The organism is Streptomyces sp. V4I23 (assembly GCF_030817975.1).
In the GTDB taxonomy this organism is placed as follows: domain Bacteria; phylum Actinomycetota; class Actinomycetes; order Streptomycetales; family Streptomycetaceae; genus Streptomyces.
Window position 1 is genome coordinate 390351 of sequence record NZ_JAUSZW010000004.1, and the last position, 19632, is coordinate 409982.

Annotated in this window: 15 protein-coding genes; 12 read left to right on the plus strand and 3 right to left on the minus strand. The window is 70.3% G+C overall.

The annotated features are described in order from the left end of the window. The first annotated feature begins 21 nt into the window (after positions 1–21). Complete coding sequence (locus tag QFZ82_RS04110; RefSeq protein WP_307711810.1) at positions 22–882, plus strand: carbohydrate ABC transporter permease; 861 nt, start codon at positions 22–24, stop codon at positions 880–882. Between the two features lie 69 nt (positions 883–951). Further along, on the plus strand, positions 952–2640 hold the full coding sequence (locus QFZ82_RS04115; RefSeq protein WP_307711811.1) for an extracellular solute-binding protein: 1689 nt from the start codon (positions 952–954) through the stop codon (positions 2638–2640). Positions 2641–2738: 98 nt separating this feature from the next. Here the strand turns inward: QFZ82_RS04115 and QFZ82_RS04120 are convergent, their stop codons facing one another. Then, positions 2739–3899 (minus strand): transposase, encoded by a 1161-nt coding sequence (locus QFZ82_RS04120; protein ID WP_307711812.1) that lies wholly within the window; start codon positions 3897–3899, stop codon positions 2739–2741. Positions 3900–4042: 143 nt separating this feature from the next. Between QFZ82_RS04120 and QFZ82_RS04125 the strand changes: the two genes are divergently transcribed. Genes QFZ82_RS04125 through QFZ82_RS04145 form a run of 5 tightly spaced genes read left to right on the plus strand, consistent with a single transcriptional unit; the run spans position 4043 to position 11008 of the window. Beyond that, positions 4043–5518: a M1 family metallopeptidase gene (locus QFZ82_RS04125; protein ID WP_307711813.1), complete on the plus strand. Its 1476-nt coding sequence runs from the start codon at positions 4043–4045 to the stop codon at positions 5516–5518. After that, a complete protein-coding gene (locus QFZ82_RS04130) occupies positions 5515–7725 on the plus strand; it encodes a right-handed parallel beta-helix repeat-containing protein (RefSeq protein WP_307711814.1) in 2211 nt (736 codons plus the stop codon). The genes QFZ82_RS04125 and QFZ82_RS04130 overlap by 4 nt, the downstream gene beginning before the upstream one ends. An 18-nt stretch (positions 7726–7743) precedes the next feature. After that, positions 7744–8931: a Gfo/Idh/MocA family protein gene (locus QFZ82_RS04135; protein WP_307711815.1), complete on the plus strand. Its 1188-nt coding sequence runs from the start codon at positions 7744–7746 to the stop codon at positions 8929–8931. Further along, the gene (locus tag QFZ82_RS39660; RefSeq protein ID WP_373429396.1) at positions 8928–9251 is read left to right on the plus strand and encodes a cupin domain-containing protein; all 324 of its coding nucleotides are present in this window, start codon (positions 8928–8930) and stop codon (positions 9249–9251) included. The genes QFZ82_RS04135 and QFZ82_RS39660 overlap by 4 nt, the downstream gene beginning before the upstream one ends. An 11-nt stretch (positions 9252–9262) precedes the next feature. After that, a complete protein-coding gene (locus tag QFZ82_RS04145; RefSeq protein ID WP_307711816.1) occupies positions 9263–11008 on the plus strand; it encodes a S8 family serine peptidase in 1746 nt (581 codons plus the stop codon). Between the two features lie 58 nt (positions 11009–11066). On the opposite strand, the gene QFZ82_RS04150 is transcribed toward QFZ82_RS04145, so the two are convergent. Continuing rightward, positions 11067–11942, minus strand: a complete 876-nt coding sequence (locus tag QFZ82_RS04150) for a S1 family peptidase (RefSeq protein WP_307711817.1) — start codon at positions 11940–11942, stop codon at positions 11067–11069. Between the two features lie 223 nt (positions 11943–12165). Here QFZ82_RS04150 and QFZ82_RS04155 point away from each other — a divergent pair, with 223 nt between their 5' ends. Further along, positions 12166–13089, plus strand: coding sequence for an NADP-dependent oxidoreductase (locus QFZ82_RS04155; RefSeq protein WP_307711818.1), 924 nt, complete (start codon positions 12166–12168; stop codon positions 13087–13089). An 89-nt stretch (positions 13090–13178) separates the two neighbouring features. On the opposite strand, the gene QFZ82_RS04160 is transcribed toward QFZ82_RS04155, so the two are convergent. Continuing rightward, the gene (locus QFZ82_RS04160) at positions 13179–13382 is read right to left on the minus strand and encodes a cold-shock protein (protein WP_307711819.1); all 204 of its coding nucleotides are present in this window, start codon (positions 13380–13382) and stop codon (positions 13179–13181) included. A 488-nt stretch (positions 13383–13870) separates the two neighbouring features. On the opposite strand from QFZ82_RS04160, the gene QFZ82_RS04165 reads away from it, so the two are divergent. The 4 genes from QFZ82_RS04165 to QFZ82_RS04180 are packed head-to-tail and all read left to right on the plus strand — an operon-like array spanning position 13871 to position 19618. Next, a complete protein-coding gene (locus tag QFZ82_RS04165; RefSeq protein ID WP_307717613.1) occupies positions 13871–15019 on the plus strand; it encodes an aromatic ring-hydroxylating dioxygenase subunit alpha in 1149 nt (382 codons plus the stop codon). After that, positions 15012–16484 carry an aldehyde dehydrogenase family protein gene (locus QFZ82_RS04170; protein ID WP_307711820.1) on the plus strand — a complete coding sequence of 491 codons (1473 nt, stop codon included), beginning with the start codon at positions 15012–15014 and terminating at the stop codon, positions 16482–16484. Before QFZ82_RS04165 ends, QFZ82_RS04170 begins: the two co-directional genes overlap by 8 nt. Positions 16485–16514: 30 nt before the next feature. Next, complete coding sequence (locus tag QFZ82_RS04175) at positions 16515–18074, plus strand: APC family permease (protein ID WP_307711821.1); 1560 nt, start codon at positions 16515–16517, stop codon at positions 18072–18074. Further along, positions 18071–19618: a GMC family oxidoreductase gene (locus QFZ82_RS04180; protein WP_307711822.1), complete on the plus strand. Its 1548-nt coding sequence runs from the start codon at positions 18071–18073 to the stop codon at positions 19616–19618. Before QFZ82_RS04175 ends, QFZ82_RS04180 begins: the two co-directional genes overlap by 4 nt. The last annotated feature ends 14 nt before the right edge of the window (positions 19619–19632 follow it).

Consider the following 19632-nt stretch of genomic DNA (forward strand, 5'->3'; position numbering starts at 1 on the left):
TCCGGCGCCCGCCCCCCGTGGATGGAACCGCCGAGGAAGGTCACCCAGGCGGCCAAGGGCCTGGCGCTGGTCCTCGTCGTGTCCGCCGTCGTCTATCCCCTGCTGGGGGTCATCGGCACAAGTTTCGCCTCGCAGACCGACATCATCAGGAGCACGGGGCTCGTCCTGTGGCCGGACCACCCGACGCTGGAGGCGTACCGCACGATCTTCACCGGAGGCGTCGTCCTGCGGGCCCTGCTGGTGAGCATCGGCATCACGGTGGCCGGCACGTTCGCCAGTCTGCTCGTGACCATCGGCATGGCGTACGGACTGTCCCGCCGCGAGGTCACCGGCTCGCGGTTCATCCTGATGACGGCCCTGTTCACCATGCTCTTCAACCCGGGCATCATCCCGAACTTCCTGCTGGTCAACGAGCTCGGGCTGTACAACACCTACGCGGCGCTGGTCCTGCCCACCCTGGTCAGCGCGTTCAACCTGGTGGTGCTGCGCTCCTTCTTCATGAACCTGCCGCAGGAGCTGTTCGACGCGGCACGCGTCGACGGCGCCGGCGACCTGCGCTTCCTGGTGCAGATCGTCCTGCCGCTCTCCAAGGCGGTCCTCGCCGTGATCAGCCTGTTCTACGCGGTCACTTACTGGAACGCGTTCTTCAACGCGCTGCTGTACCTCGACGACTCCGACAAGTGGCCGATCCCCATGGTGCTGCGCACCTTCGTGCTCCAGGGCCAGTCGCTGAGCGGCTCGGCCATCGGCGAGAGCGTCGCGCCCCAGCAGGCCGTGCAGATGGCGGTCCTCGTGGTCGCCGTCGTACCGATCCTGCTCGTCTACCCCTTCCTCCAGCGCTACTTCACCAAGGGCGTGCTCACCGGAGCGGTCAAGGGCTGACCCGCCCGGTACCGCTCAGTCCCCCAACCCCCCGCGCTTCCTGTCCCGTTCGTCCGCTAGGAGATCCAGGTGCCGAGTTCCGCAGCCATCAATCGCAGAGCACTCTTCCGCATGGGAGCCGGTGCGGGCCTGGGGCTGGCCGCCGCCCCGCTGCTCGCCGCATGCGGCGACGGCGGCACGACGGCGAAGGCCGAGGCGAAGAGCGCCAAGCTGCTCCCGACGACCACCGTGCGCAACATCGGTATCCGGCCCGACCTCCCCGGCAACGCCGCGGGCGTGCCGCAGGCGTTCTTCCGGTACCCGGCGAAGCCGCTGCCGTCCGTGACGGGGAGGCCGCTCGCGGGCGCGGCCCCGGTGAAGGCGACGATGGAGACCTTCTCCCCGCCGCCGCCGGCCCGCGGGAGGAACGCCGCATGGCGGGCCATCGAGAAGAAGCTCGGCGGCACCGTCGACATCACCGCCGTGCCCGCCGACGACTACCCGACCAAGTTCTCCACCATGGTCGCCAGCGACAACCTGCCCGACATCTTCATGTACCCGGAGACCGGAGGCGTCGACAACAAGGCCGCCTTCTTCGCGGCCAAGTGCGCCGACCTCACGCCGTTCCTCGCCGGCGACAAGGTCGAGGACTACCCCAACCTGGCGGCGATCCCGCAGAGCGCGTGGCAGTCCGCGATCTACGGCGGCAAGCTCTACGGCATCCCCATCTCCCGCATGGGCACCGGAGGCGCGGGGTTCTACCGCCACGACCTCTTCGCGCAGGCCGGCGTCACGAGCCTCGACGAGATCACGGATCTCGACCGGTTCGTCGAGGTCTGCAAGGAGCTGACCCGGCCCAGGAAGGACCAGTACGCCATCATGGCGGGCGTCACCAACCTGCTCGCCATGTCCGCCGGTGCGCCCTACGCCTGGCGGATGGACGCGAAGACCGGCCGGTTCACCGCCGACCTGGAGACCGAGGAGTACCGCCTCGCGGTGGAGACCGCGCGGGGGCTCTTCGCGGCGGGCTGCTTCTACCCCGGCACGATCGGCATGTCCGGCGCCCAGAAGGCCCAGTACACGGACATGTTCAAGAACGGCAAGGCCGCCTACGTCTACGACGGCATGCCGTCGTACCTGACCCCGAGCACCGGCTATCTCGCCGCGATGGCCGCCGTGGACAAGACGTTCGACGTCCGCCCGGTGATCCCGTTCGGCGACAGGGCGGTCGCCTGGATGGACAACGTCGCCCTGTCCGTCACCTTCGTCAGGAAGGCGCCGGACGCGCGCGTCGAACAGCTCCTCGCGCTCGCCGACTTCGCCGCCGCGCCGTTCGGCAGCGAGGAGTACACCCTCATCCAGTACGGCGTCGAGGGCACCGACTTCACGCGGGACGCCAAGGGCAACCCGGTCCTCACGGAGCAGGGCGCCCAGGACGTCACCGTGCCGTGGAAGATGCTCGCCTCCGCCGTGCCGTCCGTGTTCAGCGCGGACAGCGAGGACGGCGTCCGCTACGTGCACGCGGCGTACGCGAAGCTCGTCCCGATGATGGAGAAGAACCCGGTTCTCGAGGTCTCCTCCCCGACCTGGGACTCCAAGGGCTACGGCAGCCTCTACACGCTCAAGCAGGACGGGCTGAAGGACATCATCGCCGGCCGCAGGCCGATGTCCGCCTACGACGCCCTGGTCAAGGACTACCTCGCCAAGGGAGCGGAGCAGGCCCGCGGCGAGCTCGCGGAAGCCGTCCAGAAGGGGAAGAAGTCAACTTCTCGGCGGTAAACGACCGAGCTTGTTGACTCGGTCATCTGCACCTTGTCGCACTCCCGACTGCCCCCTACGACAGGGCGGTCACGGGTCGCATCTACCAGCCAGGGAGGTTAAACCCTTTGTGGTACGGGTCCGTTGACGAGAACCCACGCCGAGCGTGCGCGGTTGCGCACGTTGACCCCGGCGACGTGATCGGCGGGGCCAGCGAGCCCGCACCGACGACAGGAGAAGGTGTCCCGGGCGGGACGGTCGTGCCTCGCCGTGTGCCCGCACCGCGGGCACATCTGCGAGGTGTAGTGGGCATCCACCGCGATCACCGGTACTCCGGCCCGCCGGGCCTTGTACCGAAGGTGTTCTTCGAGTTGGTGGAACGGCCAGGAGGAGAGCGTGGCCCGCTGGTCGCAGGAAGGCCGTACCCGGCCACGGATGCCGCTCAGTTCTTCGAGGGCGATCCCGCGTCCGGTGCGTTGTGCGACGGCCACAATCTCCTTGCTGATCTCGTGGTTGACGTGCGCGGCGTGCCGGGCCTCGCGCTTGACCCGCCGCTTGGCGCGCCGGGTGGCGGAGCGGGTCTGCTTCGCCTGGAGCTCGGCGCGCTTGCGGGCGTGCCAGCGCCGGTAACGGCCGAGACGGCGGCCCTGGTAGTTGTCCCCATCGGACGTAGTGGCAAGGTTGGCAATGCCCCGGTCCACGCCGATCCAGTCCACCGGGTCGGTATTGAGCGGCGCTTCGGGGACCTCGCACGTGGCGATCAGGAACCACATACCGTCACGGTGGACGAGATCCGACTCACCTCGCCGGTACTTCGCCAGCATCGCCAACTGGCCGGAGTGCCCGGTGTACCGGATGCCCTTGATCCGCCCGGCCACGGTCCAGATGCTGACGGTCTGCGCGTCGTGCTGCCACGACAGAATCCGGTCGTCATACGGCTGGGCCGCATCGGCGCGGAAGACAATCGGCTTCGACTCCGCACGCCTGCGCCGCTTCGATCCCTCGGGGCCGAGGTTCCCGGCCCGGATGTTCGCACGCAACGCCGTGTAGGCGTCAACGACCTTCTTCACCGTACGGACGGCCGGTTGGGCAGCGAGCCCGAACTCCGCCTTCAGACGGGCGTAGACGAGCTTCTGCAACTCGTTCCGGGACGTGGTGCCCGTCTCGTACGCCACCACCGATGCGGCATCGGCCGCCCGGTTGCACACGGGCAGGGTCGCAGCCAAAACCGTCGCCGCCTTGGGCGACGGCAGCAGCTTCACCTGCACCACGATCTTCACCCCTCCAACCTAGCCCCGATCACTGACAACAGCCGAAAGCACAGGTCACGACAGATGTGCAGCGAATTCCGCCGCTTCGCGGCTCCGCTCCAAGGGCCCATTCCTCCCCGGCCTGAAGGCCGAGGAATCCAGGGAGAAATCAGGTGAACAGCGACCAGCCCAACAGCAGACGCACCGTCCTGCGCCTCGGCGGCGCCTTCGTGGCCGCCGCCGTCGCCGTGCCCGTCCTCGGACCGCCCGCCACGGCCGGGGGGTTCACGCCCCGGCCCGGCTCCGACGGCCTCGGCGACCCGCTGTTCCCGACCCTGGGGAACGGCGGCTACCAGGTCACCCACTACGACCTGACCTTCGACTTCACCCCGGTGACGTACGACTTCACCGGTGTCGTGGTCATGCACGCCAGGGCGGAACAGGATCTGTCCGCCTTCAACCTGGACACCGACGGGCACACGATCGACACGGTCACCGTCGACGGCCGCGCCGCCGCGTGGGAGCTGTCCCTCGGCAGGAGCGGCCAGGAGCTCACCGTCACCCCCGACCGACCATTGCGCCACGGCACGGCCTTCACCGTAGAGGTCCGCTACCACGGCAACGGAAAGGCGCCGCGCGCCGGACTGACCGGGTGGAACTTCGGCAGCGACGGCGGTTTCGCCTCGGCCACCCAGTCCTCCCGCGCCGACACCTTCCTGCCCTGCAACGACCATCCGTCCGACAAGGCGACCTGGACCTTCCACATCGGCGCGCCGAAGGGCTTCGTCGCCACCGCCAACGGCGAACTGCTGGAGCGGACTCCGCGCGCCGACGGCGGGGCCGTCTGGCACTTCGCCCTGCGCGAGCGGATGGCCACCGAACTGCTCGGTATCGCGGTCGTCAAGGGCACGTACCTGTACGGCACGGGTCACCGCGGTCTGCCGCTGCGGCACGTCGTGCCCGAGGACCAGGAGGAGAAGTACGGCCCGGTCGTGGCGCGGACGGCGGATCATCTGGCCTGGTGCGAGGCGAAGTTCGGGCGCTACCCCTACTCCGTCTACGGCTGTCACATCTACGACGGCTACAAGGCGGCCCTGGAGAACCAGACGCTGTCCCTGTTCTCCACCAACTGGTTCCGACTCAACGCCGACGGCCACCCGTCCTACGAGACCACCATGATCCACGAGCTGGTCCACCAGTGGTACGGCGACTCGGTCACGCCCACCGACTGGCAGCAGGCGTGGCTGAACGAGGGCCCGGCCGTCTACTACGCCGCCCTCTACGGCGAGGAGCGGGGCTGGTCGGTCCTGGAGGACAAGATGCGGGCCACGTACGCCAAGCTCGACGGCGTACGGCAGAAGGACGGGCCGCCCGGCAGGCCCAAGGCCCTCGGCGGCACCAACATCTACGACGGCGGCGCCCTGGTCCTGTACGCGCTGCGCCGGCGGACCGGGGACCGCGCGTTCGACCGGGTCATGCGGCTGTGGCCCGAGCGTTTCAAGGACCGCAACATCACCAGCGAGGACTTCGTCCGGCACACCGTCCAGGTCACGGGTGATCGCGGTCTGGACGGCTTTCTGCGCGACTGGCTCTTCGCCGACGTCAACCCGCCCATGCCCGGCCACCCCGACTGGAAGGCAGACACGTGAACCGTCCCCTCAGAGCGGCCCGCGGCCTCGCGGCCGCGTTCGCCGCCGCGGCCCTCGTCCCGCTGCTCGCGGCACCCGCCGGGGCAGCGTCCCCGGCCCTCACGCTCCACGCCGCACCGGATGGCAGCGGCACCTCGTGCGCCTCCGACGCGCCCTGTTCGCTGGAGGGGGCCCGGGACAGGGCCCGCACGGAGAGCGGCCGCGACATCCGGATCGAGCTCTCTGGCGGTACGTACGCCCTCGCCGCGCCGTTGCGTCTCGACTCGCGCGACTCCGGCCGCGACGGCTCCACCGTCACGTGGACGGCGGCGCCCGGAGCCCGCCCGGTGCTGTCCGGCGGGAGGGCCGTGACCGGCTGGTCCCCGGGCGACAACGGCGCCTGGACCGCCAGGGTCCCGGACGGCGTCACTCCGCGTCAGCTGTTCGTCGACGGCGACCGGGCGGTCCGCTCCCGCGGTGAGGCGTGCGAGGCGGCCGTCTGCGACGCGACGAAGACGGGGATGACCGGGGCGAGGGCCACCGGGATCGCCGAGTGGCGGCGGCCCACCGACGCCGAGGCCGTCATCAGGGTCCGCTGGCGCAACTACCACTGCCGCATCGCCGGCGTCAGCGGGGACACTCTCACCTTCGCGCAGCCCTGCTGGACGAACTCCGCGAGCGGCACCAACCGCACGGGCCCCGCCTGGGACACCACCACCGTCGACTCGACCCGCTACGACGGCGTCTCCTTCTTCGAGAACGCACCCGAACTGCTCGACGAACCGGGCGAGTTCGTGTGGGACTCGCAGGCGCGCACGGTGACCTACCTGCCGCGCAAGGGCGAGGACATGCGCCGCGCCCGGGTCGTCACCCCGCACACGGAGCAGCTGCTCGTCCTCGACGGAGTGCACGACGTGACGGTCAGCGGCATCGGCTTCGTTTACGCGGCCTACCGCCGGCCTGACACCGACGAGGGTTATGCGGGAATGCAGGCGGGCCTCACCCTGACCGGCGCGACCGGGCCGGTCGACCACGCGGGCCGCTTCTACACCAAGCCCGCTGCCGCCCTGACCGTGCGCGGCGGCCGCGATGTCGTCGTCGACCGGGCCGAGTTCACCCGCCTCGGCGGCGCGGGCGCGATCCTGGAGGCCGGCACGAAGGACTCCTCGGTCGTCCGCTCCTCCTTCGAGGACCTCTCTTCCGGGGCGCTCTACGTCGGGGACACGGAGCCGATACCCCCGGCCGAGCTCACGGGCGAGCGCAACACGGTCGCGTACAACACCATCCGCCGCACGGGCGTGGAGTACACCGACGCCGTCGGCATCTGGGCAGGCTACGAAGCCGAGCTGACGGTGGACCACAACACGCTCGACCGGCTGCCGTACTCCGGCATCTCGGTCGGCTGGGGCTGGAACCAGCCGGAGGCGCAGAAGTCGGTCCTGCGCGACAACAGGATCACGAACAACCGCATCACCCGCGTCATGGAGGTCGAACACGACCAGCACGACGGCGGCGCGATCTACACGCAGGGCGACCAGCCCGGCACGGTGATCTCCGGGAACTACATCAACCGCTCCGCGTACGGGAACACCGAGCGCGACGGCAACGGCGTCTACCTCGACGAGCAGTCGTCGCACATCCTGGTCGAGCGGAACGTCATCACGCGCGTCGGCTACAAGTGGGTGTCCAACTGGGCCGGTTATGGTGTCGAAAACACCGCGCGCGGCAACTGGACCGACACGGCGGCACCGGCCCTCAGCGGCCGCGGGTCCGTCATGACGGACAACCTCACCGGTCTGGACGAGTTGCCGGGCGAGGCGGTACGGGTCGCTGTCTCCGCGGGTGCGAGGCCCGGACCGGTCGAGCAGTTGCGTGACGACCTGGCCCGCACGGGCACGGTGACGCAGTCGTCCACCGACGGCACGGCGACGGCGGCGCGCGCCGTCGACGGCGACACCACCACCGACACCCGTACGCTGTCCGAGCCGGGCGCCTGGTGGCAGGTGGACCTCGGCAGCACCCGGCAGGTGGGACAGGTCGAGGTCTGGAACAACTCCTCGATGACGACCGCCGGTTTCGACGTCGTGACGGACACCGGCACGGTGCACGTCCCGGGCAAGGCCCTGCGGCCGACGCTGATCGACCTCGACACCGAGACGCGGTTCGTGAGGATCCGGCTCACCGGTACCGGCCGGGTGGCGCTCTCCCACGTCCTCGTCCACCCGTAGCTCCTCGGAAGGAAGACCATGACCGACCTCCGCATCGGTGTTCTCGGCTACGGCCTGCGCGGCAGCCTCGCCCGCACCGCCCACCGCCCGGGAGCCGGCTCCCGTGTCACCGCGATCGCGGACCCGGACGCGCGGGCCCGTGCGGAGGCGGCCATGGTCTTCCCCGACGCCGCCACCACCGAGGATCACCGCAAGGTGATCGCCGACCGCGACATCGACGCCGTGCTGGTCCTCACCCCCGACCACACCCACGCCGACGTCGCGTGCGAGGCCCTGCGCGCGGGCAAGCCCGTCTTCGTCGAGAAGCCGCTCGACATCACCGTCGAGCGCTGCGACGAGATCCTGCGCACCGCGTACGCGACGGGCACCCGCCTCTACGTCGGCCACAACATGCGCCACATGCCCGTGGTCCGGCTGATGCGCGACCTGATCGGCCGGGGCGCGATCGGTCGCGTGAAGACCGTATGGATCCGCCACTTCGTGGGCTACGGCGGTGACTGGTACTTCAAGGACTGGCACGCCCAACGCCGTTTCACGACCGGCCTGCTGCTCCAGAAGGCCGCGCACGACATCGACGTGCTGCACTGGCTCGCCGGAGGCTGGGCGAGGGACGTCCAGGCCCTCGGCGACCTGATGGTCTACGGGGACAACCCCCACCGCCGCGCCCCGGGGGAACCCAAGGCGGACGACTGGTACACGAAGGACGGCCACTGGCCGCCGCACACCCAGCGCGCCCTCAACCCGGTCATCGACGTCGAGGACGTCTCGCTGCTCAACATGCGCCTGGACAACGGTGTGCTCGCCGCGTACCAGCAGTGCCACTTCACCCCCGACTACTGGCGCAACTACACCGTCATCGGGGACGCCGGCCGGCTGGAGAACTTCGGCGACGGCCCAGGCGGCTGCGTCAAGGTGTGGAACACGCGCCGCTCCGGCCACCGCCCCGAGGCCGACGAGACGCATGACCTCCCCGCCGCCGAGGACAACGCCGGGCACGGTGGCGCCGACCCGCTGCTCGTCGAGGAGTTCGTCCGCTTCGTGCGCGAGGGCGGCCGGACCGACACCTCACCGGTCGCCGCCCGGATGGCCGTCGCCGCCGGCGTCCAGGCGACGGCCTCGCTCCGGGACGGCGGAACGCCGCGCCGGGTCGACGCCGTGGATCCGGAGCTGGCCGCCTACTTCGAGCGGGGCCAGACCGCGGGCTGAGCCCCGGGGCCTCTGAGCTCCGGGGCTCGGCCCAGCTGCTGCCCGACGGCGCCTCGCCCGTCCGCCTCGGCCCCGGCGACGTGGTGTTCCTCGCACACGGCTACGGGCACGGTCTGGCCGACGATCCCTCGACGCCGATGGCCGGTCACAGGTCAACAGCGGGTAAACGCACACTCGTTCATCGAACGGAAGTCTTCCCTCCACAACAAGAGTCTGAGATCTTGCGTCCACCCCACACAACACTCGGCCCGGGGCAGGCGCCACCAGCGCCTCCGGGCCTTCGGAGGACGCATTGTTTTCCCACATATCCACCCGGCTGAGACTCTCGGCCATGGCCGCCGCTGCCGCCGTCGGAACGGCCGTGGCGCTCGCGGGACCCCTCCAGCCGGCCCACGCCGCACCGGCGGCGTCCGAGGCGGCCCCGGCTCAGGCGGCCGCCTGGGCCGCGGGCACCCGCGCCTACCTGGTGATCACCGCGCCCGGTGACACCACGGCCGCACGCAGCGCGGTGACGGCCAACGGCGGCACGGTCTTCGCGTCCTACGACGCGATCGGCGTGATCGTGGCGCACTCGGCATCCGCCTCCTTCGCCCCGGCGATGCGCGCCGTGAGCGGCGTCGAGCAGGTCGGCGCGACGCGCACGTCGGACGTGCCGGCGGACGCGTACAACCCCAAGCTGCCCGCGAATCCGGCACAGTCGCCGACGACGCTGACGGAGTCCAACCGCTGGGACATGACGCAGATCAAGGCCGACCAGGCGTGGACGGTGACCACCGGCTCTGCCTCGGTCAAGGTCGGTGTCCTCGACACCGGCGTGGACGACCAGCACCAGGACATCGCGCCCAACTTCAACGCTGCCGACTCGGTCTCCTGTGCCTACGGCAAGGCGGACACCCGGGCGGGTGCGTGGCGGGACATCGACACCCACGGCACGCACGTCGCGGGAACGATCGCGGCGGCCAGGAACGGCAAGGGCGTCATCGGCGTCGCGCCCGGCGTGAAGATCTCGTCCGTCCGCATCGCGGAGCAGCCGAGCGGCCTGTTCTTCGCGGAGAACACGATCTGCGGCTTCGTCTGGGCCGGTGACCACGGCTTCAAGGTCACCAACAACAGCTTCTACACCGACCCGTGGCAGTTCAACTGCCCGGACGATGCCGACCAGGCCGCCATCATCGAGGGTGTGCGGCGCGCCCAGGCGTACGCCGAGAACAAGGGCTCCCTCCAGGTCGCCGCCGCGGGCAACTCGAACTACGACCTGGCGAACAAGACGACCGACAGCGAGAGCCCCAACGACTCGACTCCGGTCACCCGCACGATCACGAACGACTGCGTCGACATCCCGACCGAACTGCCGGGCGTCGTCACCGTCGCGGCCATGGGCAGGGGCAACGTCAAGGCGTCGTACTCCAACTTCGGCAACGGCGTCATCGACGTCGCCGCCCCCGGCGGCGACGGAGCCTACGGGGTCTACTCGACGCTGCCGGGCGGCAAGTACGGCAACAAGAACGGCACGTCGATGGCCTCCCCGCATGTCGCGGGCGTCGCCGCGCTGCTCGCGAGCGTCAACCCCGCCTACACGCCGGCGGACATCCGGGCCCGGCTGGACTCGCAGGCCACCGACACCGCCTGTCCGTCCGACAGCCGGTGCACAGGTACGACGGCCGACAACGGGTTCTTCGGCGAGGGTCAGGTCGACGCGCTGAAGGCCGTCGGCGGCAGCACGCCGCCGACCGGGACGTTCTTCGAGAACACGGCCGATGTCGCGATCGCCGACAACGCCACGGCCGAGAGTCCGATCACCGTCTCCGGCGTCACCGGCAACGCGCCCGCCACGCTCAAGGTCGGTGTGGACATCCAGCACACCTACCGCGGCGACCTCGTCGTCTCGCTCGTCGCACCGGACGGCACGGTGTACCTGCTGGAGGACTTCGCCGACAACGACGGCACGGACAACGTGAGCAAGACGTACAGCGTCAACGCCTCGAGCGAGGTCGCGAACGGTACGTGGAAGCTGCGGGTGCGTGACACCGCCACCCAGGACACGGGCAGGATCAACGCCTGGAACCTGACCTTCTAGGCAGTGCACGCGCACGGCGGCCGGACCGGGTCGGCAGCCCGGCCCGGCCGCCTGTCGTTCAGTAGACGCTCACGTTGTACTTGGCGAGTGCCTCGGGGACCGGCTGGTAGAAGGTGGTGCCGCCGGTGCGGCAGTTGCCGCTGCCGCCCGAGGTGATGCCGAGTGCCTTGCCGCCGTCGTAGAGCGGGCCGCCGGAGTCGCCCGGTTCGGCGCAGACGTTGGTCTGGATCATGCCCCTGACCGTGCCGCCGCCGCTGTAGTGGACGGTGACGTCGAGCGCGGTGACGGTGCCGCTGTGCGTGCCGGTGGTGGATCCGGTGCGCTTGACGGGCTCGCCGACGTACGCGTCGGCCGCGGAGAAGCCGCCGGGGTGGCTGAGCGAGGCGTTGTCGTAGCGGACCAGGGCGTAGTCGTTGCCCGGGAAGCTGGATCCGACCGTCGGGCCGATGAGCGTGGTCTGCGAGGAGTTGGTGTACCAGTTCCTGGACACGTCCCCGCAGTGCCCTGCGGTCAGGAAGTAGTGGGTGCTGCCGCTGACGACGTTGAAACCGAGCGAGCAGCGGTAGCCACTGCCGTAGATGGCGTCGCCGGCCGAGCCGAGCGGTGTGAAGACGCCGCTGTCGCGCTCGATCCTGAGGGCGCCCGCGTCGGCGCCCGCCGCCTTCTGCAGCTTGGCGATCCCGGCGCGGGAGACGGTGCTGTCCGCGGTCACGACGACCCGGCCGGACGCCTCGTCGACGTGCCACGCGGTGCCGCCGACGCCGGCCTTCAGCACGGCGTCGCTCACCCGGGACAACTGGGTGGCGCTGTGGACCTCCGGGGACGCCGCGCCCGCGGTGGGCAGGCCGGCCGAGGTGACGGCCACGATGCCGGCGGCGACGGCGAGCAGGCGGACGCGTCTCGAAGTACCGGGGTTGGTGCGCTTGTTCCTCACTCGATCTCCTCCTGTGGAGTTCAGGGGCCCGATGGGTGGCGGACCGTGAGGTGCAGCCAGGCGGGACACCGGCAGGGATTCCCTGCCTGATGTGCCCCTGTCAATCACCGGTGTGAGTATGGGACAGCATCGGCAGGGCGACAAGGGAGTCCGCAGCGGGTCAGTCCTTGCGGGCACGTGTTATTGCGCTCGAGCATATTTGCGCAGAGCTATATTGCCGGGCATGAAAGCTGTGACGATGAGCCGGTACGGCCAGGCCGGCGACCTGGAGCTCTCGGACCACCCCGATCCCAAGGTGGCCCCCGGCGAAGTGCTCGTACGGGTGAAGGCAGCGGGCGTGAATCCGGTCGACTGGAAGCTCGCACAGGGCGCGCTCGACGCCCTCATGGAGGTGCGCTTCCCGCTGATCCCCGGCTGGGACGTGGCCGGAGTCGTCGAGCGCGTCGGCCTCGACGCGGACGAGTTCCAGGTCGGCGACGAGGTGTACGGATACGTCCGCAAGGACACCGCCCAGCTCGGCGCCTACGCCGAGTTCGTCTCCGCCCATGTGCGGATGCTCGCCCGCAAGCCCGCCGCCATGAGCTGGGAGGAGGCGGCGGGAACGCCACTGGCCGGGCTGTCGGCCCATCAGGCGATCCAGCGCGTCGGCGTCCGCGCGGGCGACACGGTCCTCGTCCACGCCGCCGCCGGCGGCGTGGGGTCGATCGGCACGCAGATCGCCGTGGCGCTCGGCGCCCGGGTGATCGGCACGGCGAGCGAGCACAACCACGCCTTCCTCCGTGAGCTGGGCGCCGAACCCGTCACCTACGGGCCGGGGCTCGAGGACCGGATCAGGGCGCTGGCCCCGCAAGGCGTCGACGCGGCCCTGGACTTCGTTGGCGGCGAGGCGGTCGACGTCTCGCTCGCGCTCGTCGGCCGGCCGGACCGGGTGGCGTCCATCGCCGACCCGCAGGCACCCGCGAAGGGCGCCCGGTACGTGTGGGTCCGGCCCGACACCGCGGGACTGACCTCGCTCGCCGCCCTGGCCGACGCGGGCAGACTCACGGTGCACGTCGACCGGGTGCTCCCGCTCGCCGAGGCGGCCGCGGCATGGCGCATCAGCCAGAGCGGCCACACCCGCGGAAAGCTCGTCCTGCGGGTGGACTGACGCTGCCGAGGCCGCCACGTCCCGCCCGCAACGCGCGCCGGACCGCCACCGAGAAGGCGGCGGTCCGGCGCACATGCCGTCGAGGCGGATCAGTTGCGGACGATGTTCTCCGCCTGCGGGCCCTTCTGCCCCTGCGTGACGTCGAAGGTCACGACTTCGCCCTCATGGAGCTCCCGGTAACCGGTTCCCGAGATGTTCGAGTAGTGGGCGAAGACATCGGGGCCTCCGCCGTCCTGTGAGATGAAGCCGAAGCCCTTTTCCGCGTTGAACCACTTCACCGTACCGCTGGCCATACCCGTCCTTCTGTCCATCTGAGGAACAGCCCGCATAACGAGCGGCTCCGGGCGCCGTGCCTCAGCACCCGGCACCGTTCTACCCCGTCATCCCCGCGCGTATCCGCAGGCGCGCGTGTGGTGTCTCGCGGACGGGTGCCTGCGTGCCCATTCGGGTCGGTCGCGGTCACGCGCCTCGAAGGAGGTCGGGGCGGCTCGAAGGCGGTCAGGCGGCCGGCGCGGCTGGGCCGCGCGGCGAGGTCACGACGGGCGCACGGAACACCACTAACTGTTCGACGCGGGGCCATCCGGCCCCGCGTCGTCGTGTGTCCGGAGCGTTCCGTCGCCTCACCGGGTTTTGCCTCTCGTTAACTCACGACTCTTGACGGCGCCTCCCCCACCTCCCCACGATGTTCCCCATCACGCAACTCGTCATGCGTTGCGCAACAAAGGAATCGAGCTTTTCAACCCTCGCCGGCTGTCCGCCGCGCCCGCCTGAGGAGCACGCCCTGACGACAACCCCCGTCTCCCCCGAGTCCTCCCTCTCCCCGAGCCTGATCGCCACACTGCCCGGTCACTTCTACACCGACCCGGAGATCTTCCGGCAGGAGCAGGAGCGGCTGTTCGAATCGATGTGGTTCTGCGCCGCGCGCAGCGCCGACCTCGACAAGCCCGGCGCCTTCCGCACCGTCCAGGTGGGCCGCGAGAGCGTCATCGTCAGCCGCAACCGCAAGGGCGAGCTGCGCGCCTTCCTCAACATCTGCCGCCACCGCGGCGCCCGGCTCTGCACGGAGGAGTCCGGCGAGGTCAAGCGCTCGCTCCAGTGCCCGTACCACGCCTGGACCTACGACCTCGACGGCAAGCTGATCGCCGCGCCGAACCTGGTGAAGATGCCCGACATCGACCGCACGGCATACGGCCTGGTGACCGTGGCGCTGCGGGAATGGCTGGGCTATGCCTGGGTGTGCCTGGCCGACGAGCCGCCGTCCTTCGAGGAGACCGTCATCGGCGCGGCCGTGGAGCGCCTCGGCGACACCGCGTCCATCGAGCGCTACCGGACCGAGGACCTGGCGCTCGGCCGGCGCATCACCTACGACGTGAAGGCCAACTGGAAGCTGATCGTCGAGAACTTCATGGAGTGCTACCACTGCGCGACGATCCACCCCGAACTCACCGAGGTTCTGCCGGAGTTCGCGGACGGCTACGCGGCGCAGTACTACGTGGGCCACGGCGCCGAGTTCGGTGACGAGATCAAGGGCTTCACCGTCGACGGCAGCGAGGGCTTCGCCAAGCTGCCCGAGGTGGCGGACGACCAGGACCGCCGCTACTACGCGATCACCGTCAAGCCCACCGTCTTCATCAACCTCGTGCCCGACCACGTGATCCTGCACCGGATGTTCCCGCTCGCCGAGGACCGCACGGTCGTCGAGTGCGACTGGCTGTACGCGCCGGAGGTGGTGGAGTCCGGGGCGGACGTGTCGAAGTCCGTGGAGCTGTTCCACCGGGTCAACGCCCAGGACTTCGAGGCGTGCGAGCGCACCCAGCCGGCGATGGCGTCCCGCGCCTACCGGCACGGTGGTGTCCTGGTGCCCACCGAGCACCACATCGCCATCTTCCACTCCTGGCTGACCGAGCACCTTGGAGGCATCGGTGCCTGATCTGTTCATCGGCGGCGCGTGGACCGCCGCCCGCGACAAGCACACCCGGGAGATCCGCTGTCCCGCCGACGGCTCCCTCGTCGGCGTGGTCGACGAGGCGGGCGGCAAGGACACGGTGGACGCGATCGCCGCGGCCCGCCGGGCGTTCGACGAGGGTCCGTGGCCGCACACGCCGGCGGCCGAGCGCGGTGATCTGCTGCTGCGCGTGGCCGATCTGCTGGTCCGCGACAAGGACGCGCTGGCCCGCGCCGAGTCCCTCGACACCGGCAAGCGCCTGGTGGAGAGCGCGTACGACATCGACGACATCGTCGCGTGCTTCCGGTACTTCGGGCGGCTCGCCGCCACCGAGACGGGCCGGGTGATCGACACGGGCACGGCCGGGGCCGACAGCCGGATCGTGTACGAGCCGGTCGGTGTGTGCGGGCTGATCACGCCGTGGAACTACCCGCTGCTCCAGACGGCGTGGAAAGTCGCCCCCGCGCTCGCCGCCGGGAACACCTTCGTCCTCAAGCCGAGCGAGCTCACCCCGCACACCGCGATCCATCTGATGCGGCTGCTGGCGGAGGCCGGACTGCCGGACGGCGTCGCCAACCTGGTGCTGGGCGCGGGCCCGGAGGCGGGCGCGCCGCTCGCCGACCACCCCGATGTGGACCTGCTGTCCTTCACCGGCGGCGTGCAGACGGGCCGCCGGCTGATGGCGGCCGCGGCGGGAACGGTGAAGAAGGTCGCGCTCGAACTGGGCGGCAAGAATCCCAACGTCGTGTTCGCGGACGCCGACTTCGAGACGGCCGTGGACATGGCCCTGACCGCGGTGTTCCTGCACTCCGGCCAGGTGTGTTCGGCAGGCGCGCGGCTGCTGGTGGAGGACTCGCTGCACGACCGGTTCGTCGACGAGGTCGTGCGCAGGGCGCAGCTGATCCGGCTCGGCGGTCCCTTCGACGAAGAGGCGCGGACGGGTCCGCTGATCTCGGCGGCCCATCGCGCGAAGGTCGAGGCGTATGTCGCGGCCGGTCTCGCGGAGGGCGCGGTGCTGCGCTGCGGGGGTACCCGGCCCGAGGGCCCCGCGTACGACGGCGGTTTCTACTATCTGCCGACCGTTCTCGACGCGTGCCACGCCGGCATGTCGGTCGTGCGGGAGGAGTCCTTCGGACCGGTCCTGACGGTGGAGCGGTTCCGCGACGGGGACGAGGACGAGGCCGTGCGGCTCGCCAACGACACCGTCTACGGCCTCGCGGGCGCCGTGTGGACCGGCGACGAGGGCAGGGCGCAGCGGATCGCGTCCCGGCTGCGGCTCGGCACCGTGTGGATCAACGACTACCACCCCTATGTGCCGCAGGCCGAGTGGGGCGGGTTCAAGCAGTCCGGCACGGGACGTGAGCTGGGTCCGGCCGGCCTCGCCGAGTACCGCGAGGCGAAGCACATCTGGCGCAACACCTCTCCCGAGCCGCAGGGCTGGTTCGACTGACACTCTCCTCTACTCGTCCAGGAGTTGCTCATGACCTCTGCCCCACCCGGCCCCGTCCCGGCCGGTGACGACGCCGAACTCGCCGAATTCGGCTACCGCCCCGAGCTCAAGCGCACCCTCGGCAATTTCCACACCTTCGCCGCGGGCATCTCGTACATCTCCATCCTCACCGGCACCTTCCAGCTGTTCTACTTCGGCTACGCCACCGGCGGCGCCGCCTACTGGTGGTCCTGGCCGATGGTCTTCGCCGGCCAGTTCATGGTGGCGCTCTGCTTCGCCGAGCTGGCCGCCCGCTATCCGGTCGCCGGGAGCATCTACAACTGGTCGAAGAAGCTGGGCAATCCGCACGTCGGCTGGCTCGCCGGCTGGATGATGCTCCTCGCCTCCGTCGTCTCCATCGCGGCCGTCGCCCTGGCCTACCAGCTGACGCTGCCGCAGATCTCGTCGTTCTTCCAGTTCGTCGGGGACGGCACCGGGAAGTACGACGTGGCCACGAACGCGGTCCTGCTGGCGGCCGTGCTGATCCTGTTCACCACCGTCGTCAACGCCTTCGGCGTGAAGCTGATGGCGAGGATCAACACCGCCGGTGTCTTCATCGAACTGATCGCCACCGTCGTGCTGATCGTGCTGCTCGCCGTCAACGTCGTGCGCGGACCGCAGGTCGTCACGGACACGGCGGGCACCGGCTCCGGCCAGTCCTTCGGCTACCTCGGCGCGTTCCTGATCGCCTCGCTCGCCTCCGCCTACGTCATGTACGGCTTCGACACGGCCGCCTCGCTCGGCGAGGAGTCGCTGGACCCGTCGCGCAACGCGCCGCGCGCCATCATCCGGGCCATCGTCGCCTCCTTCGTGCTCGGCGGACTCATCCTGCTGCTGGCGCTGATGAGCGTGTCGAGTCTGCGCGGCGAGAGGCTGTCGACGGACGGGCTGCAGTACGTCGTGCTGGACGTGCTCGGGCCGACGGCCGGCAAGGCGATGCTGTGGTGCGTGCTGATCGCGGTGACGGTGTGCGCGCTCGCGGTGCACACGGCCGCGGTCCGGCTCGCGTTCGCCATGGCCCGCGACAACAACCTGCCGGCCTCGTCCCGGCTGGCGAAGGTCAGTCCACGGTTCAGCACGCCGGTCCTGCCGACCGTCATCATCGGGGTGCTGGCGCTGGCGATCCTCGTGGTCAACATCCGCCAGCCGCAGATCTTCACGGTGGTCACCAGCATCGGCATCATCATGATCTACCTGGCGTACCTGCTGGTCACCGGACCGATGCTGGTGGCGCGGCTGCGCGGCAGGTGGCAGCCGGCCGAGGGCAGGTTCTCGCTGGGCCGGTGGGGACTGCCCGTCAACATCCTCGCCGTCCTGTGGGGCGGGGCCATGACCCTCAACCTCATCTGGCCGCGGTCCGCCGTCTACAACGCCGCCGCCCCCTACCACTGGTACCTGCGCTGGGGCGCGGTCCTGTTCGTCGGCGCGATCGCGGCGGGCGGCTTCGCCTACTACTGGTTCGTCCAGCGGCACCGTACGGGCGTACTCGCCGAACACGCGGCCGTCGCGTCCCCGGAGCCCGCCCAACTGAAGGAGGTCACCACCTCATGACCGAAGAGTTCGACTACGTCGTCGTCGGCGGCGGAACCGCGGGGAACGTCGTCGCCGCGCGGCTCAGCGAGGACCCGTCCGTCACGGTGTGCGTCCTGGAGGCGGGGCCGAGCGACGTCGGGGACGACAACGTCCTGAGGCTGGAGCGCTGGATGGGCCTGCTGGAGTCCGGCTACGACTGGGACTACCCGGTCGAGCCGCAGGCGAGCGGCAACAGCTTCATGCGGCACGCCCGCGCCAAGGTGCTCGGCGGCTGCTCGTCGCACAACTCGTGCATCGCGTTCTGGGCGCCGGCGGAGGACCTGGACGACTGGGCCGCGGCCGGGTGTACGGGCTGGAGCGCGGCGGACCTGTTCCCGCTGTACCGCCGGCTGGAGAACAACGACGCGCCGGGCGACCACCACGGCCGCACCGGCCCGGTGAAGCTGCGCACGCTCAAGGGCGGCGATCCGTGCGGGGCGGCGGTGCTGGAGGCGTGCGCGCAGGAGGGCATACCGACGACGGCGTTCAACACCGGGACGACGGTGGTGCGGGGCGCCAACTGGTTCCAGATCAACTCGGACGAGAACAACATCCGCCAGTCGTCGTCGGTCGCCTATCTCCACCCGGTGATGGGCAAGCGGCCGAACCTGGAGATACGCACCGGGGTACGCGCCAGGAAGCTGGTGTTCGACGGCCGCCGCTGTACCGGCGCCGAGTACCTGGACCCCGATCTGGTCCACACCCGCACGGTCCGCGCCCGCCGTGAGGTGGTCGTCTCCTGCGGCTCGATCGACACCCCGAAGCTGCTGATGCTCTCCGGGATCGGCCCGGCGGCGCATCTGCGGGACGTGGGCGTGGACGTGCTCGTCGACTCGGCCGGGGTCGGCGAGAACCTCCAGGACCACCCCGAGGGCGTGATCATGTGGGAGGCGAAGCAGCCGATGACCACGACCTCCAGCCAGTGGTGGGAGGCGGGCATCTTCTACGACACCGAGCCGGGCCTGGACCGGCCGGACCTGATGTTCCACTACGGCTCGGTTCCCTTCGACATGAACACGGCCCGCCACGGCTATCCGACGTCCGAGAACGCCTTCTGCCTGACGCCCAACGTGACGCGCGCGAAGTCGCGGGGCACGGTGCGGCTGCGGACACGCGACTACCGCGACAAGCCGATGGTCGACCCGCGGTACTTCACCCACGAACACGACGTTCGGGTGATGACCTACGGCCTGAAGCTCGCGCGCCGCATCGCCGCGCAGCCCGCGCTCGCCGGCTGGGCCGGAGCGGAGCTCGCGCCGGGGCCCGATGTCCGCACGGACGACGAACTGCTCGACTACATCCACAAGACGCACAACACCGTGTACCACCCGGCCTGCACGGTGAAGATGGGCGCGGACGACGATCCGGCGGCGCCCCTCGACGCCCGGCTGCGCGTGAAGGGCGTGGAGGGGCTGCGGGTGGCGGACGGGTCGGTCATGCCGGACCTCGTCACGGTCAATCCGTGCATCACCACGATGATGATCGGCGAGAAGTGCGCCGACCTGCTCCGCGAGGACCGCTGAGCTGTCCGCGACAC